At 56.2% G+C, this 16,875-nt stretch carries 17 protein-coding genes; 9 read left to right on the forward strand and 8 right to left on the reverse strand.

From position 1 onward, the window contains the following. Positions 1-38: 38 nt before the first annotated feature. Both MED193_RS04525 and MED193_RS22235 read right to left on the reverse strand, forming a co-directional pair. On the reverse strand, positions 39-1,583 hold the full coding sequence (locus MED193_RS04525; RefSeq protein ID WP_009808465.1) for a trimethylamine methyltransferase family protein: 1,545 nt from the start codon (positions 1,581-1,583) through the stop codon (positions 39-41). Between the two features lie 151 nt (positions 1,584-1,734). Beyond that, complete coding sequence (locus MED193_RS22235) at positions 1,735-2,466, reverse strand: GGDEF domain-containing protein (RefSeq protein WP_198133851.1); 732 nt, start codon at positions 2,464-2,466, stop codon at positions 1,735-1,737. Positions 2,467-2,683: 217 nt separating this feature from the next. Between MED193_RS22235 and guaA the strand changes: the two genes are divergently transcribed. The 6 genes from guaA (at position 2,684) to MED193_RS04560 (ending at position 8,811) form a co-directional block, all read left to right on the forward strand. Next, positions 2,684-4,252, forward strand: a complete 1,569-nt coding sequence (gene guaA, locus MED193_RS04535; protein ID WP_039965888.1) for a glutamine-hydrolyzing GMP synthase — start codon at positions 2,684-2,686, stop codon at positions 4,250-4,252. A gap of 133 nt (positions 4,253-4,385) precedes the next feature. Beyond that, positions 4,386-5,279: a DMT family transporter gene (locus MED193_RS04540; RefSeq protein WP_009808468.1), complete on the forward strand. Its 894-nt coding sequence runs from the start codon at positions 4,386-4,388 to the stop codon at positions 5,277-5,279. An 82-nt stretch (positions 5,280-5,361) separates the two neighbouring features. After that, positions 5,362-6,219, forward strand: coding sequence for a hypothetical protein (locus tag MED193_RS04545; RefSeq protein WP_039966648.1), 858 nt, complete (start codon positions 5,362-5,364; stop codon positions 6,217-6,219). 59 nt (positions 6,220-6,278) lie between these two features. Beyond that, complete coding sequence (gene metA / locus MED193_RS04550) at positions 6,279-7,196, forward strand: homoserine O-succinyltransferase (protein WP_009808470.1); 918 nt, start codon at positions 6,279-6,281, stop codon at positions 7,194-7,196. Between the two features lie 138 nt (positions 7,197-7,334). Beyond that, the gene (gene ppk2 / locus MED193_RS04555; protein ID WP_009808471.1) at positions 7,335-8,204 is read left to right on the forward strand and encodes a polyphosphate kinase 2; all 870 of its coding nucleotides are present in this window, start codon (positions 7,335-7,337) and stop codon (positions 8,202-8,204) included. After that, positions 8,197-8,811: a TetR/AcrR family transcriptional regulator gene (locus tag MED193_RS04560; protein ID WP_009808472.1), complete on the forward strand. Its 615-nt coding sequence runs from the start codon at positions 8,197-8,199 to the stop codon at positions 8,809-8,811. Before ppk2 ends, MED193_RS04560 begins: the two co-directional genes overlap by 8 nt. Before the next feature lie 98 nt (positions 8,812-8,909). Here the strand turns inward: MED193_RS04560 and rpsI are convergent, their stop codons facing one another. Both rpsI and rplM read right to left on the reverse strand, forming a co-directional pair. Then, entirely contained in the window at positions 8,910-9,395 is a 486-nt protein-coding gene (gene rpsI / locus MED193_RS04565) for a 30S ribosomal protein S9 (protein ID WP_009808473.1), read from the reverse strand. 5 nt (positions 9,396-9,400) lie between these two features. Beyond that, the gene (rplM, locus tag MED193_RS04570) at positions 9,401-9,859 is read right to left on the reverse strand and encodes a 50S ribosomal protein L13 (protein ID WP_009808474.1); all 459 of its coding nucleotides are present in this window, start codon (positions 9,857-9,859) and stop codon (positions 9,401-9,403) included. Between the two features lie 263 nt (positions 9,860-10,122). Between rplM and MED193_RS22240 the strand changes: the two genes are divergently transcribed. Beyond that, positions 10,123-10,869, forward strand: a complete 747-nt coding sequence (locus tag MED193_RS22240; protein ID WP_157041267.1) for a peptidoglycan-binding protein — start codon at positions 10,123-10,125, stop codon at positions 10,867-10,869. Between the two features lie 4 nt (positions 10,870-10,873). Here the strand turns inward: MED193_RS22240 and MED193_RS04580 are convergent, their stop codons facing one another. Further along, complete coding sequence (locus tag MED193_RS04580; RefSeq protein ID WP_009808476.1) at positions 10,874-12,277, reverse strand: PLP-dependent aminotransferase family protein; 1,404 nt, start codon at positions 12,275-12,277, stop codon at positions 10,874-10,876. A gap of 94 nt (positions 12,278-12,371) precedes the next feature. On the opposite strand from MED193_RS04580, the gene MED193_RS22535 reads away from it, so the two are divergent. After that, positions 12,372-12,605, forward strand: a complete 234-nt coding sequence (locus tag MED193_RS22535) for a DUF1127 domain-containing protein (protein WP_083790450.1) — start codon at positions 12,372-12,374, stop codon at positions 12,603-12,605. A gap of 247 nt (positions 12,606-12,852) precedes the next feature. Further along, positions 12,853-13,410: an adenosylmethionine decarboxylase gene (speD, locus tag MED193_RS04590; RefSeq protein ID WP_009808478.1), complete on the forward strand. Its 558-nt coding sequence runs from the start codon at positions 12,853-12,855 to the stop codon at positions 13,408-13,410. Here the strand turns inward: speD and alr are convergent. From alr to MED193_RS04605, 3 genes are read right to left on the reverse strand one after another with little or no spacing between them, the layout of a single operon-like run. Next, entirely contained in the window at positions 13,407-14,555 is a 1,149-nt protein-coding gene (alr, locus tag MED193_RS04595) for an alanine racemase (RefSeq protein ID WP_009808479.1), read from the reverse strand. The genes speD and alr overlap by 4 nt on opposite strands. A gap of 5 nt (positions 14,556-14,560) precedes the next feature. Beyond that, a complete protein-coding gene (locus tag MED193_RS04600) occupies positions 14,561-15,784 on the reverse strand; it encodes an amidohydrolase (protein ID WP_009808480.1) in 1,224 nt (407 codons plus the stop codon). 46 nt (positions 15,785-15,830) lie between these two features. After that, positions 15,831-16,856: a histone deacetylase family protein gene (locus MED193_RS04605; protein WP_009808481.1), complete on the reverse strand. Its 1,026-nt coding sequence runs from the start codon at positions 16,854-16,856 to the stop codon at positions 15,831-15,833. Positions 16,857-16,875: the final 19 nt, after the last annotated feature.

A 16,875-nucleotide genomic window follows, 5' to 3' on the forward strand; every position in this document is an offset into this window, starting at 1 on the left:
ATACGGGAGTTCAATACCTTATCAAGGCAGCGTCAATTCTACATGAAACTGTCCGGGGACGCGGCTTTTTTCTCGGCAACATAGGTTTCCAGGGCTTCTTTAATAGCCGGATCAAGTGGCGGAGCCTGGTAGTTTGACAGCAGGTACTCTACTCGGTTGCTGGCCAGAGCATAGGTATCACGCGCGCCCTCTTCCTCCCAGGTTTCAAAGGGTTTGTAATCCAGCAAATCAGATTTCCAGAAGGCCGTTTTAAAGTTGTTCTGGGTATGGGAGCAGCCAAGATAGTGCCCACCAGGACCAACTTCACGGATTGCATCCATCGCCTGATCGTCTTCGCTGACGGGCACACCTTTGGCGAGGCCGTGAAGCGCGCCCAGTTGATCAGCGTCCATGACAAATTTCTCAAAATCCGCAACCAGACCGCCTTCGAGCCACCCGCAGGAATGCAGCATGAAGTTCACACCAGACAAAAGCCCCATGTTGAGCGAGTTGGCAGTTTCATAAGCAGCCTGTGCATCCGGCAGTTTAGACCCGCAGAACGAGCCAGCCGAACGGAACGGCAGGTTCAAACGACGCGCCAGCTGGCCTGCGCCATAGGTAACCAGCGAGGCCTCAGGCGTGCCAAAGGTCGGCGCACCAGAGTTCATATCGATCGATGAAACGAAGGCCCCAAAGATCGCTGGGGCACCAGGGCGCACCAGCTGGCTATAGGCAACGCCTGCCAGTACCTCGGCAAGAACCTGTGTCAACGTGCCTGCAACCGAAACCGGTGCCATGGCACCACCGACAATAAAGGGAGAGATGATGCAGGCCTGATTATTGGCGGCATAGACCTCCAAAGAGCCCATCATCACATCATCAAACGTCATCGGTGAGTTGATATTGGTGAGTGATGTCATCACGGTGTTGTTCTGCACGAATTCCTTACCAAACAGAATCTCGCACATCTCAACCGAATCCTGCGCCCGGCTTGGCTCTGTCACCGATCCCATAAAGGGTTTGTCCGACAGGGTCATATGGGCCAGCAACATATCCAGGTGACGTTTATTCACTGGAATATCCGTCGGCTCACAGACTGTGCCACCCGAGTGGTGCAACCACTTGGACATATAGGCCAGTTTCACGAACTTGTTGAAATCTTCCATCGTGGCATAGCGGCGTCCGCCCTTGGCATCGCGTACAAACGGTGGGCCGTAGACAGGGGCCAGAACCATGTTATTGCCACCAATAACCACGGATTTTTCGGGGTTGCGCGCATGTTGCGTAAATTCAGCAGGCGCCGTGGCGCAGAGCTTGCGGGCCAGACCACGTGGGATACGGACCCGTTCGCCCTGAACATCTGCACCGGCGTCGCGCCAGCGCTGCAAAGCAGCTGGGTTGTCAACAAAATTGACGCCCACTTCTTCGAGGATGATATCCGCATTGGCTTCGATGGTCTCCAGGGCCTCCTGGGTCAGAACCTCGAAATTGGGAATATTGCGCTGAATGTACTTTGCGGTCTCGATCTTGATGCTGGTACGTTCTGCGCGGCGAGCGGCGCCGCCGCCACCTCGGCTCCGACGACGGGGTGCTTCTTCAGCCATGGTCTTCCCTCTTGAAGAGATTTCGTTGACAGACATTTACCCCGCCCCCAGCGCGCTTCGCCGAAGGATAACGGCCTATCCGGTTGGAAAGCGACATTTACCCCGTCCAAATCCGCCGAATTGTCTTCACACCCAAGGTGAAGCTGATCGCTCAGGACTCCAAGGGCTCCGCATCGGGACCGACCCACTGCGCCCGCCCCCAGGATTTAGCGAGATAAAGCCGGGTATCCGCCAGCTTGAGAAGCGCATCGACAGGGCCAACTTCGCTGAGATTTGCCACACCTATGGAAAAGGTGATTCTGATGGGTTGGTTACGCCCTGTAATCGGTAGCGAGAAGCCCTTGACCAACCTATTGGCAAAAGGCGCGACCTCTGACACCTGTTGGCGCCGCACCAAGGCGACAAACTCTTCACCACCCCAGCGGGCCAGCTCAACCTCCTCTGGCAGGACCTGGCGCAAAAACTTGGCCACAGCGCGTAGGCATTCATCACCGGCCGCATGTCCAAAGTCATCATTCACCGATTTGAAATGGTCGATATCCATCAATAACAGGCTGCCAGCCCTGTTTGAAATGGCGCTGGCAAGCACCGCATCCATTGCTCCACGATTAAGCAAGCCTGTCAGCACGTCCGTTCGCGCCAATCGAGAAATTTCTTCTCTTTGAGCCTCCAGTTTCACGGCCAAGGACAAACCGATAAACAGACAGGGGGTAGCGATCACAAAGACTGTGCGCAAAGGCTGAAGATAGCCATATTCCAATCCCCCATCGAAGAGAAACTTCTGCAGGAGATACAGACAGATGATAAAGATCATCCAAAGCAGATAGTGAAGCGCGAACTGAAAAATGCCGCGCGGAACCAGGTACGATACAAAGACATTCATAGACGCCGCTTGCCGTGGGAATGCTCCATAATCCATGGGCAAAAACCGCAACTTTTCCCCATAACCCGGGGTCACCTCGGCCCGTTTCAACCAACAATAAATCCAGCACTTAACCGACTTCCTTTTGACGGGTACCTGGAAGGCTCCTGCCTGCAGAATGCGCCACAGCATGGAATGGGACTTGAAACCTGAGCCAACCCGGCCTATGCGCGTAGGCATGAGCCAGACATCCCATGACCGCCTCCTAATCATAGACTTTGGCAGCCAGGTAACGCAGCTGATTGCGCGTCGCCTGCGTGAACTGAATGTCTATTGCGAAATCCACCCCTACCAGAACGTCACAATGGAATTTGTGCGCCAGATGGCGCCCAAGGCCGTGATCTTTTCCGGTGGCCCAGACAGTGTGACCCGCGAAGGCAGTCCCCGCGTCCCACAAGAGATTTTTGATTATGGCGTGCCGATCCTCGGGATCTGCTACGGCCAGCAAGTCATGATGCACCAGCTTGGCGGGATGGTCGAAAGCGGCCATGGCACCGCTGAATTTGGTCGCGCCTATGTCAAACCCACCGTTGCCTCCCTGCCCCTGCTGCAAGGCTGGTTCCAGGATGACGAAGACCGCGAACAAGTCTGGATGAGCCACGGTGACCATGTGAGCAAGATCGCTCCGGGGTTTGAGGTCTACGGCACCTCCCCCAATGCCCCTTTTGCAATCACCGCTGATGTAGCGCGCAACTTCTATGCCGTGCAGTTCCACCCCGAAGTGCACCACACCCCCAATGGTGCCAAGCTCTATGAGAACTTTGTGCGCCTAGCCGGGTTCAGTGGCGACTGGACCATGGGTCTGTACCGTGAGCAGGCGATCGAAGCCATCCGCGAACAGGTTGGCGACAAAAAGGTCATCTGCGGTCTTTCCGGTGGTGTTGACAGCTCGGTTACTGCGGTTTTGCTGCACGAAGCCATTGGCGACCAGTTGACCTGTGTCTTTGTTGACCATGGGCTGTTGCGCAAAGGTGAGGCCGAAGAGGTCGTCACGATGTTCCGCGACAACTACAATATGCAGTTCATTCACGCGGATGAGCAGGACCTGTTTCTGGGCGAGCTGGAGGGGCAATCCGACCCCGAAACCAAACGCAAGATCATCGGCAAACTGTTCATTGATGTGTTCCAGAAACACGCCAATACGATTGACGGTGCCGAATTCCTGGCACAGGGCACGCTTTACCCCGATGTGATTGAATCGGTGAGCTTCTCTGGTGGCCCATCGGTTACAATCAAAAGCCACCACAATGTGGGCGGCCTGCCCGAAAAGATGGGCCTCAAGCTGGTTGAACCCCTGCGCGAGCTGTTCAAGGACGAAGTCCGCGCTCTGGGCCGTGAACTCGGCCTGCCTGCCAGCTTCATTGGACGCCACCCCTTCCCTGGGCCCGGCTTGGCAATTCGCTGCCCTGGCGAGATCACCCGTGAAAAGCTGGATATCCTGCGGGAGGCCGATGCCGTTTATATTGACCAGATTCGCAAGCATGGTCTCTATGACGAGATCTGGCAGGCCTTTGTTGCCATTCTTCCCGTGCGCACGGTCGGCGTGATGGGCGATGGGCGAACCTATGATTTTGCCTGCGCCCTGCGTGCGGTGACATCAGTGGATGGCATGACAGCGGATTACTACCCCTTCAGCCATGAATTCCTGGGGGAAACGGCCACGCGGATCATAAACGAGGTAAAGGGCATCAACCGCTGCACCTATGACATCACTTCCAAACCTCCGGGAACGATTGAATGGGAATAACCCCCCAATCCTGAAAGATTTTGCGAGCCCCGACCCAGCGTCGGGGCTTTCTTTTGCGCCATCGCTTTCTCGCCCCATTGACCCCGCGGCCATTACCGGGTCCTGTGGCGGCGAACTCCAAAGGAAGCGATCAATGACTGCTGAAACCAAAATCTTGCCAGCGGCCCTATGGATGTCCGGCGCTATCGCTTCTTTTTCCGCCATGGCAATTGCAGGGCGGGAAGCAGGTCAGATGCTCGATACCTTTGAAATCATGGCCTACCGCAGCATGGTTGGCCTGCTCATCGTCACCCTGGTGATTACGATCGGTGGAAATTGGCGGAGTGTAAAAACGGACCGGATCAAAAGTCACTTCCTTCGAAACCTGGCCCATTTCACCGGACAAAACCTGTGGTTCTTTGCTGTTACCCTCATCCCCCTGGCCCAGGTCTTTGCGCTTGAATTCACCTCCCCGCTTTGGGTGATTGTTCTGTCCCCCCTTTTGCTTGGGGAGCGCCTGACACTGATCCGTGGCCTTTGCGTACTGCTTGGCTTTATTGGCATTTTGATTGTGGCCCGCCCAACATCCGCGCCTCTTAACGCCGGCGTGATCACCGCTGCCAGCTGCGCCATTTTCTTTGCCCTCACCGTGATCTTGACCAAGCGGCTGACACGCCACGAAGGGATTGCCTCAATCCTTTTCTGGCTTACCTCCATGCAGCTTGTTATGGGGCTGATCATGGCTGGGTGGGACGGGGATTTTGCCCTGCCCAGCCTGGCGATCCTGCCGTGGATTTTGCTCATCGGCTGCGCCGGCCTCGCGGCCCATTTCTGCTTCACCAATGCGCTCTCCATTGCCCCAGCGACCGTGGTTGTGCCATTTGATTTTGCCCGCCTGCCGGTGATCGCTCTTTTGGCTATGGTGATCTACGGAGAAGAGGTGGTGATCTGGACTTTTGTCGGCGCAGGGCTGATCTTTGCTGCCAATTATCTCAACATCCTAGAAGCCGCCGGACGTATCGGTGCGGGCAAAGCACGCAGCTCCTGAGAGGGCTGCGACGACACTGCAGAATTGACCATGTCGCATGAGCGCACTAGCAAGGCCAGACGACAACATGAAAGACCAGGCTATGCTATACAAGACTGCACAAGACTGGCGCGATGCGCCGCAAAAACGGGTTCTGTTTTTTGGGATGTCCGGTCTTGGCAAGACCTATGTCAGCAACATACTGCGCAGCGCTGGCAGCTGGTTTCACTACTCGATCGATTACCGCATCGGCACCCGCTACATGGGGGAGTATATCGCCGATAATGCCAAAGCCGAGGCCATGAAAAACCCCTTTTTGCGGGATCTATTGCTCTCTGACTCGATCTACATCGGGTCCAATATCACCTTCGAGAACCTGACCCCCGTTTCTTCCTATCTGGGCAAGCCTGGCGACCCGGCCAAAGGGGGGCTTGAGATAAATGAATATCGCCGCCGGCAGGACCAGTTCCGCATGGCTGAGGTGCATGCCTTGTTGGACACCCAATATTTTGCTGACCGGGCCACCCGACTTTATGACTATCCCAATTTCATCTGCGACACTGGCGGGTCGATCTGCGAATGGGTAGATGCCGATGATCCGAAGGACCAGATCCTGACAGAGCTGTCAAAACAATGCCTCATGGTCTGGATCAAAGGCGATGACGCCCATACTGAGGAGCTGATCCGCCGCTTTGATCGCGCGCCCAAGCCGATGTCCTATCAACCTGAATTCCTGCAAACCTGCTGGGAAGACTATCTCAACCAAATGGGCCTATCAGAACGGGATGTCGACCCTGATGCCTTTATTCGCTGGACCTATTCCCAAGCTCTGGCCCACCGCCAACCACGCTATGCGGCCATGGCGAAGAACTGGGGCGTTACTGTGACTGCGGATCAAATCTATGCGATCAAAAGCGAGCGTGATTTCAATGAGTTGATCGCTCGAACACTTGAGCCCTAACGTAAACCTGCCTATCTACCACAACTCTGCTGACTGTTTTTCAACATCGAGGACCTGACATGCCTATCAAGATCCCTTCTGACCTGCCCGCCTATGACGTTCTGACGAACGAAGGCGTCATGGTCATGTCGCCGGATCAAGCGGCCCGCCAGGATATTCGACCGCTGCGCATCGGATTGCTGAACCTGATGCCAAAAAAGATCCAGACAGAGAATCAATTTGCCCGCCTGATTGGCGCAACACCTTTGCAAATTGACCTCACACTCATCCGCATGACCGAGCACCAGACCCGCAACACCGCCGCCGAACATATGGAGGAGTTCTATCACTCGTTCCAGGAAGTGAAGGACCAAAAATTCGACGGGCTGTTGATCACCGGCGCCCCCATCGAACACTTGCCCTTTGAGGAGGTCACCTATTGGGAGGAACTCTGCGAGGTGTTTGACTGGACCCAGACCAATGTACAGTCGACCTTTGGCGTCTGCTGGGGGGGGATGGCGATGATCAATTACTTTAATGGTGTGAAAAAGCATCTGCTGGATCACAAGGCTTTTGGCTGTTTCCGGCACCAGAATCTTGCCGCCTCCTCCCCCTATCTGCGCGGGTTTTCCGATGACTGCGTGATCCCGGTTTCACGCTGGACGGAAATCCGACAGGGAGAAATTGACGAATGTCCCGATCTGACCACCCTGCTTGGCAGTGATGAAGTCGGCCCCTGTTTGGTACAGGATCCAAAGCATCGGGCTCTCTATATCTTCAACCATTTTGAATATGACAGCGATACGCTGAAACAGGAATATGATCGCGACGTCGCCAGCGGCAATGCAATCAATGTCCCGCAGAACTACTATCCAAATGACGACCCCAGTCGCCCACCGCAAAACCGCTGGCGCAGCCATGCCCATCTGCTTTATGGCAACTGGATCAATGAGATCTATCAGTCGACCCCGTTTGATATGGCTGACATAGGAAAATAAACTGCGGTCCGCACCCGTGCGCCCCAAACAGGCCACATAGGCGGACCACAGGGCCCCTCTGCGGGGGCGTGAGTAAAAGCGATTCACATCTTTCGCCGTTTTGTCCTATAAGAGATTGACGAGAGAGGAGTTTTCCCAATGAAACTGCCATTTGACGGGGCGATCAGCCGCTACTTTAAAGCCAAGGCTCCCAAAAGCGTAGCCAAGCGCATCACAGGCAGCGACAAGGATGACATTCTCGCAGATGATTTCCCCTATGCAGAGCGCATGGATCGAAAATCCTATGAAAAAGAAATCAAAGCCCTGCAGATCGAACTGGTCAAATTGCAGGCCTGGGTGAAGGACAGCGGCGCGCGGATCGCCATTGTCTTTGAAGGTCGCGATGCGGCTGGCAAGGGGGGCACGATCAAACGGTTCCGCGAAAACCTGAACCCGCGCGGAGCCCGCGTGGTGGCCTTGTCAAAACCAAGTGAGCCTGAGCAAAGCCAATGGTATTTTCAGCGCTATATTGACCACCTGCCATCGGGTGGTGAGATCACTTTCTTTGATCGCAGCTGGTACAACCGCGGGGTCGTCGAGCATGTTTTTGGTTTCTGCACCCCAGATCAGCGCAAACGGTTCTTTCGTCAGGTGAACGGCTTTGAGGAAGCCCTGGTCGATGACGGGATTATTCTGTTCAAATTCTGGCTAAACGTCAGCCGCCCTGAGCAACTGCGCCGATTTTTGGCCCGCGAAGGGGATCCGCTGAAGCAGTGGAAGCTAAGCCCCATCGATGTCAAAGGGCTGGAGAAATGGGAGGACTACACGAGTGCCATCGGTGAGACTCTCGATAAAAGCCACAGCGCCCATGCGCCCTGGTCTGTGATCCGATCCGATGATAAACGGCGGGCCCGCCTCACTGCTATCCGAACTGTCCTGCATGCTATTGACTATAAAAACAAAGATGTGAAAGCCATTGGCCCTGTGAATAGTAAAATCTGCATTGGGCCGGAAAACTGGGATGCCTAAACGCGGCTATCATCATGGCAACCTACGCCAGGCTCTGGTCGAGGCCGCGTTGAAGTTGATCGAAGCAAAAGGCCCCACCGGTTTCACCCTATCCGAGGCCGCCAAACAAGCCGGAGTTACCCCCGCAGCGGTCTATCGGCATTTTGAGGGCCGCGAAGACCTGATTGCCGAGGCTGCCCGCCAGGGGTTCATCATGTTTGCTGACCTGATGCAGCACGCCTATGATAAATACCAACCCTCAGCCTTGGCTGCTTTTGAGGCCACGGGCCGCGCCTATCTTGCCTTTGCCCGCAAGAACCCTGGCCATTACATCGCAATGTTCGAAAGTGGTATTTCCAGTAACCGCAGTCCAGAGTTGGCCAATGCAGCCCACCGCGCACGCGCCATTCTTGAACGCGCAGCAGAAGATCTGAGCCAGCACATACCCGCTGATAGACGCCCGCCTGCGTCGATGTTTTCCGCCCATATTCTCGCCATGAGCCACGGAGTGGTTGAGCTCTATGCCCGGAACACCCCTGGCGCCACTTCACCATTTCCACCAGAGGACCTGCTGGAAACCGGTATCGGCATCTATCTGCGCGGTCTGGGTCTGATCGATCAGGACTAACCCGCCGCAGCTTTCCCGGAGGTTTCCCAAACCGCTAATCAGAAAAAGTAAAGGGCCCGCCACTGGCGAGCCCTTTGATCCAAAAGGATCCTTGTAGTTTAGCGCTTGGAGAACTGGAAGGAACGACGCGCTTTACGGCGGCCAAACTTCTTACGTTCAACAACACGGCTGTCACGTGTCAGGAAGCCAGCGGCTTTCAGTGCACCGCGCAGGGCGGGATCGTAAAGCTGCAGAGCTTTGGAAACACCATGCTTAACCGCACCGGCCTGACCGGACAGACCGCCACCTTTGACAGTCGCGTAGACGTCAAACTGGTCTTCGACGCCTGCAACCGTGAAAGGCTGACGCAGGATCATCTGCAGAACCGGACGGGCAAAGTAGGCTTTCATTTCTTTGCCGTTGACCACAACCTTGCCGGAGCCAGGTTTGATCCAGACGCGAGCAACCGCATCTTTACGCTTGCCGGTTGCATAGGCACGGCCCAGCTCGTCACGGACGGGCTCACGGGAAATGGTTTCTTCGGCGATCACTTCAACGCCAGCAACGGCGCTCAGCTCTTCGAGAGTGTTGATCTGATCAGACATCGATATCAGCTCCGCGTGTTTTTCTTGTTCATGGACTTCACGTCCAGAACTTCGGGCGCCTGGGCTTCATGCCCGTGCTCGGTGCCAGCATAGATGCGCAGGTTGGTCATCTGCTGACGCGACAGGCGGTTGCCTGGCAGCATGCGCTTGACGGCCTGATAGACAACACGCTCGGGGTGCTTGCCTTCCAGGATTTCCTGCTTGGTGCGGGACTTGATGCCACCGGGGTGGCCAGTGTGCCAGTAGAAGTGCTCTTCGCGCTTCTTGCCGGTCATCTGGATCTTTTCAGCATTGATCACGATGACGTTGTCACCCATGTCCATATGCGGTGTGAATGTGGCTTTGTGCTTACCACGCAGGCGCATGGCAATAATCGATGCGAGACGGCCCAGCACCACGCCTTCGGCGTCGATGATGATCCATTTCTTATCGATATCTGCCGGTGTAGCAGAGAAGGTTTTCATGGCAGGTCAATCCTGTTTGTCGTGACGACGCAAAACAAAGGTTCTGCGCCCGATTTGATGTGAGGGGTCTACGTTGTTGGCGCCACTGGGTCAACCGCAGAAACAAAGTTTAAAATAAGCAAAACCAACGCGTTAGCAATTAGGTATCATATTACCCCATATTTCCCCGCCACAGATTTGGATTATACATCAACCTATGCGATACTTCAGTATCTAGAAACACCCATTGAGAAAACCGGACATTCAAAAAACAGGAATATATGATGCTGGACCTAAAGCCATTGGACAAAATTGATCCAGGAACCCCGCTTTCTGAACTGAACAAGACCAAGCTGTCAGCGGTTCAACGTGGTCTTGCCATCTGCGGATACCCCATAGGTGACGTGGATGGGCTGCATGGACCAAAGACACGAAATGCCTTTGCTGAATTGGTATCCGATACCGGGCATGGTCACCCCTCCATTGTTTCAGAGGATGTTCTGACATACCTAAAGTCCCGAAATAAAAAACTGATCACGATCCTGGCCAGCCCAAGCTCCACTGAAGAAGATGTGAAAGATCAGATAGCCGCGATGTTCAAATTCATCGGGCTGCCGCTTACCACGCAAATTTCCTATGGGCTTGCAACCACACAATGGGAAACGGCCCATACCTTCAAACCCGTCCGCGAGGCCTTTTGGCTCTCGGAGAGCTGGCGCAAAAAGAACCTGCGGTATTACCCTTACTATGGGCGTGGCTATGTCCAACTGACCTGGGAGAATAACTACCGGATGTATAGTGGTATTCTAGGGCTTGATCTGCTGGGCGATCCCGATCTTGCGATGCGCCCGGACGTCGCGCTTTTTGTCCTGGCACATGGGATGAAAACAGGCACATTCACCCAACGCACACTAGAGCAATACGTCAATCGAACACAGACCGACTTTTTCCATGCACGCAAGGTCATCAATGGGCTCGACAAGGCGCAGGAGATCGCCGACATCGCCAATCAGTATCTGAGCGACTCCTAGCCGCTTACACGCTGATCTGCTCTGGTGGATTGTCAAGAAGGGCGCGCAATCTCAGCATGGCATCTTCGAACCGTTTGAGACTGACATGCCCGTTAACGCAGATGCGCACAGCATTTGGCGCGCGCCCATCTCGTAGGGCAAATTCATCCGCCGACCGGATCTGCACCCCTTTGGCCTCTGCCGCACGGGTAAAGGCAGCTGAACGCCAACCTGAGGGCAGCTTGAGCCACAAAAACGGCACCTCATCGTTCCAGACCAGTTCAAACCCACCCAGTGTATTCACCGCCACCCGAATGTATTTGGCCATCTCCCGGCGCACCTGCACAGCCAAGTCCTTGGTACGGGGATCTGACAACAAAATCCGGGTTATTTCTGCAAGGGGTTGGGCAAGTCCAAAATAGCTGTATTCCGCAGCGCGACGCAGCTCCTGCGAACGCCCCGTTGGAGCCAGGGCAAAGCCGACGCGCAGCGCCGGTGTCAGGTTTTTGGAGATCGAGAACACATGCCAGGTCATGTCTGGCGCCAAGGCACGGTAGCTCGGCGCTTTGGCCTCCCCCATACGATAGCAGTCATCTTCGACGATCTGCACCCCATGGCGCTGCGCAACTCTGACGATTTCCCGCCGACGTTCTAAAGGGGTGAACAGGCCTGTCGGATTGTGCACTTCTGGACTGGTACAAAGGACCTGGGCGCCAGATTTCCGAATAGCGAGTTCTAGCGAATCTGGTACAATCCCATATTCATCCATGGCAACGCCGACAACTTTGGCCCGCAAGAGCTCTGCCGCCCGGCGGAATCCTGCGTATGAGAGGTCTTCAACCAAAATAACTGGCTGCGGATCACGTAAAACAGTCTGCAACACGGTAAGAATGCCGTTTTGCCCCCCATGGGTCAGGACAACATCCGCCTCCCCCAAGGGCCCCAACGCCTGCCCCTCCAACCACTGCACCACCGCCTGTCGCACAGGTAGATAGGCATCGCGTGTGGGGTAGTTCAAGAACAACAGCGGGTCCCCCCTAGCCACACGTTCCATCGCCTCACGCAGGGCAGCCACCTGACCTACATCGACAATTCGGGGACTAAACAGACTGACGTGGTGGGGGTCCTTCGCCTCTTGCAGGTGCAACTCCCGCGACCAGACATCATCCATCACCCGGCTTTGCTGCTCTGCCACAAAGGTGCCTCGCCCCACCTCAGCCTGCAGGAGCCCTTCGTCTGTCAACAGTGTATAGGCCCGCGCCACAGTGCCGGGGGTAATCTTGAGCTGATAGGCCAATTCGCGAACCGGAGGCAACTTGGTGCCGCATTGTAAAACACCGTCACCAACCGCCGCGCGGATGGTATCTGCCACCCGTTGATATTTTGGCCCCGACTTTCCGTCGAGATCCGGCTCCCAAATTGTACCCATTACAATCATTCCTTAGACAGACAGACACGAGCATTGTATCAAAACTCTGTAACAGAACATCGGGATTGTATCAACACAATAAAGGACCATCACAATGACTTCTTCTGCAACCCACAGCCCCTCACACGCCTCCTACTTGAACAGCCGCCCTGCCCTGCCGGTGCTGGCACAAGCGGCCGTTGCCTTTGCAGTCCTCGTCACCAAATGGTCCATCCGTCACAATACGCGAAAAGAGCTGCGCCATCTTAGCGCAGAGCAACTAAAAGACATTGGGATCACTCGCCAAGAGGCTCATTATCAAGGAACTCTTCCGTTCTGGCGCCCTTGATCCCCTGGGCAAAGGAACCAACTTTCGGCCGGGGCTTGTCCCCGGCCTTTTTTACGTCTTCCCAGCTGAGCCCCTGACCCGTGGCCCTGCCCGCAGAACAAAGCCCCTCGCTTGCAGTCCCCTGATTGCTCATGTTAGGCAGAACGCAGGAATTTTCATGACGCCCCTCTCGCCCGGTTTCGTAAATTAGCCATTCTGCTTGGCAATAAGACCACCGAAAGACTACCGCCAAACCCAAAGGTGCCCGTTGGATCAACCAGATTGCTCTGCCAGGAAAGCTGCGGGGAAAGACCTGAGTGACGTTGCGATTGACCCAAACGAGCTGCCCGCGACATCCAGCAGTGTGCCGCCAAGTCTGCCCCGCAAAGCCACCTCCACCACTCTGGCCGCTATGGCACAGGCCGATCGCACTGATCACTTTATCCGCCGCGATGACAGGATTTTTGCCGGGACGCATTTGATCGTTGAGGTAATGGAGGCCAGCGGGCTGGACTGCGAGATCCAGATACAGCAGGCCTTTCGCCAGGCCGCAGAGCGTTGCGGCGCAACCCTGCTTCATATCCATACCCATAAGTTCTCGCCGCAAGGGATCTCTGGCGTTGCAGTGCTTGGCGAGAGTCATATCACGGTCCACACTTGGCCAGAAATTGGCTATGGTGCCTTTGACGTGTTTATGTGCGGCGACGCGGACCCCTGGCAGGCAGTTGAGGTGTTCAAAGACGCCTTTGCCACAACGCAGGTTGCGGTGCGGGAATTGTTGCGCGGCGCTGAGCTGCTCGGCAGCGAAAGTCGCAGCAACGGCTAAACGATCTGCCCGCAAACCAGATCTTTTGGATCCTTTGTAAGGCGAGGATTTCGCTGCCCCCAATCAGAGAAGAGGTCAGCCAAGATCGTTCCGCTGCCCCCTTCTATGGCCGCCGCCCCGATCTCGCACCCACCCTGTGAGCCAAAAGCAACCACCTCATCACCGATTGCAACACCGGGAACTTCTGTCACATCAACCACAAGCGTATTCATTGAAATCGCTCCCATAACCGGACAGATCTGTCCCCGGATCAGCACCTGCGCGCCCTTGGACATCTGGCGGCTATAGCCATTGGCATAGCCCATAGCGACACTGGCCAGCAGCCTGTCATCAGGCAAAACACAGGTGCGATCATAGCCAACCGTGCTGCCTTTGGGATAGGTGCCGAGGCTAATCACCCGAGATTTCAGCTGCATTGCCGGTCGGAACTCTGGCCCAGCTCCTGCGATTCCAAACAAAATAGCCCCACAACGCATCATATCCACCTTTGGATCCTGCCCTGCAGCAAGGGTGAGCGTGCTACCTGCATGGGTCAAAATATCCTCGCGCCGCAGGGAACTATTGGCAAAAACCCAAGCCAAGTCCTGTTGAAACCGCGCTATGTTATCGGCCAGTTCGTCGAAACTGTTGCTGGGGAAATGAGTGCAAAGCCCAACAATCCGCTCGGCGCCCAGCTCCAGAATTCTGCCGCAATCAGTCCGTCCCTGTTGCGTGGAAAGCTCCACCCCATCACGCGACATCCCACCAGCATTCAACGACAGGTGCACCGGGGGCAGTCCCCGCGCGCCCAACTGGTTCAAAATCGCCTGCATCCCGCCCACCGAGCCGATCAGCTCTTGGACGTTGTAACTCAGAGCGTCCTCTACTTCCTCTGGGGTGGCCGTGCGCAGGCGCAGGATTGCCCCGGTAAAACCTGCCGCCCGCACCGCGCGGGCCTCGCTGTTGGCGGAAATCCCGATATGGCGCACCCCCTGGGCCAGCAGCGCGGGTACAACATTCTCAATGCCATGCCCATAGGCATCTGCCTTGATCACCGCACAAAGCCGAGTCTGCGCAGGCAACCGGTCCAATGTATGGCGGAGGTTCTGCGAGATCTGCGCTGGGGAGATCTCGCACCAGGCGCTTTCGTTAGGGGGATCCATCATGAGGTTCAGTTGCCAGGGAGGTTTGGCTCTGCAGATGTGCCTCCCGGCGCGCCCAACAGTTGGTTGAGAATCTCGACCAACAAAGTGACGCCGATGCGGGTCAGGTCATCCGGGTAGTCATAGTTGGGGTTGTGCAACTGCGGCTGGGTTTCTCCGGATCCGATGAACAGCATCGCCGCCTTGGCACCATCCAGACCAAAACGGCCAAAGTCTTCCGACCAACGCATCGGCTGGCCCATGGATATTGTTGACAGGCCAAGGGTGGAGGCTGCTTGGCTGGCGATTGCGACAGCACTAACATCATTTACCGTTGCCAAAAACACGTCGTGCCAGGTTACACTGGCGGACAGATGCTCGGCCTGCCCCCCAGATCGCCCAGCAGCCTCTGCCAGAGCGCGCGCCAGCTGGGCCTTGACCTCCTGTACCAAATGCTCCATTCGCGCATCTGTCTGGCTGCGCAGGGTCATGCGCAGCTCTCCGGCCCCTGGCGCAATGCCAAAACTGGCCGCGCCAAGCTGCGCATGGGTCAATGTCGCCAGGGCAAAGTCAGCCCCCATATCGCCACCAGGGCCCAACTCCGGAAGGCTCTGCATCAAATCCGCCATAACCCGCGCTGGCGAAACCCCGTCTTCAGGCGCTGCCGCATGGGAGGTCTTGCCGCCAAAGCGAATTTTCATCCCCCTGGAGGCGCAGTTGCTTACCCCCGAACACAGCCCTATCTCACCCAATGGGCGACCCGGAACATTATGATAGGCAAAGGCAAAGTCAGGTCGCAACTCAGACCAGCGTGAATCGTCGATCACGGCCGCAGCCCCGGTGCCGGTTTCTTCTGCGGGCTGGAACAACAGAATGACCCGGCCACAGTCAGGCCGCTTTCTGAGCGCCAGTGCAACGCCAAGCACCATCACCATATGGCCATCGTGGCCGCACAGATGCCCCTTGCCCTCCACCTGCGAACGATAAGGGAGCTGCGAAATTTCAAGGATCGGCAAAGCGTCCAACTCGCAGCGGATCAGGACTGTCGGCCCCTCCTGCTGCCCGCGAAATTCAGCCGCGACGCCATGACCGCCAAGCCCGGTCCAGATCTGGTCGGCCCCGGCGCGCGTCAGCTCCTGTGTGATACGCGCCGCGGTTTCCACCTCCTCGCCTGAAATCTCGGGGCTTTGATGCAGTTCCCGGCGCAGAGATTGCAGATAGGTCAACTGGGTGTTGGTGAGTACGGCTGTCATATCGGCTTCTTTCCTTTTCGCCCCCCCCGTGGGGGAGGCGTTTTCGTCAGGTGGCGGTTTGATAGCCTGTCAGGCAGCGGGTCAGGTTTTCCCCCAGACTATCGCTCAGATAGCCGCCCTCCTGGACAAACAGCACCGGCAGGCCAAGATGTGCAAAGGCCGCGCCAATACGAGAGAACCCTTCTTTGGTCACCGCAAGCCCCTGAAACGGATCATCAATCGAGGCATCCAGCCCCAAAGCCACCACCACAACGTCAGCGCCAAACAGGGTCACCCGTTGCAGTGCCACATCAAGCGCCTTGAGAAAGCCCTCGTCATCGGTGCCGCGCGCCAAGGGCAGGTTGAGGTTATAGCCCAGCCCAGCCCCCTCACCACGTTCCTGGGCATGGCCCCAGAAAAACGGGTAAAACCGCTCAGGATCCGCATGAAGGGAGACAGTCAAAACATCATCGCGATTGTAGAATATTCCCTGGGTGCCATTGCCGTGATGCACATCCACATCGACAATCGCCGGCCGCAGACCTGCAGCAGCCAGCCGTTGGGCGGCGATGCCCGAGTTGTTCAGAAAACAAAAGCCGCCGGCCATATCGGCAAAGGCGTGATGCCCAGGGGGGCGCGCCAGCACATAGGCGGACTGGCCGCCCTCAAGCAGGTAATCAGCGCCTGAAATCGCCGACTGCGCCGACCAATAGGAGGCCTCCCAGGTGCCCGCAGCGATTGGGCAAGCGGTATCTGCCTGGTGGTAGCCTGACTGACCAGTGGCCGATTTGGGGTAGCTGTCGCTGCGGTTGGCTGGGTGAATATTGGGGATCACCTCTTCGCCTGCATCTTTGATATATTGCCAACGGCGATAGATATTCTTGAGAAAAGTCAGATATTCGGCCGTATGTACCGCAGCGATCGGGCCAAGACCCGCATCCTGAGGTTCTGAGAATGTGCAACCCGCCGCCAAAGCGCCGTTTTGCAGAACCTCAATGCGTTTGGGCTGTTCCGGGTTTGGCTGCGCCTTGCCGTTGGCCATAAAATGTTTGGGGTCGTGATGCCATTGGCGTGCGTCAAAGATCGCTTTCATCTGCCTGTCCTGCCTTTAT

Origin of the sequence: Roseobacter sp. MED193, assembly GCF_000152965.1 — a bacterium.
GTDB lineage: Bacteria > Pseudomonadota > Alphaproteobacteria > Rhodobacterales > Rhodobacteraceae > Pseudophaeobacter.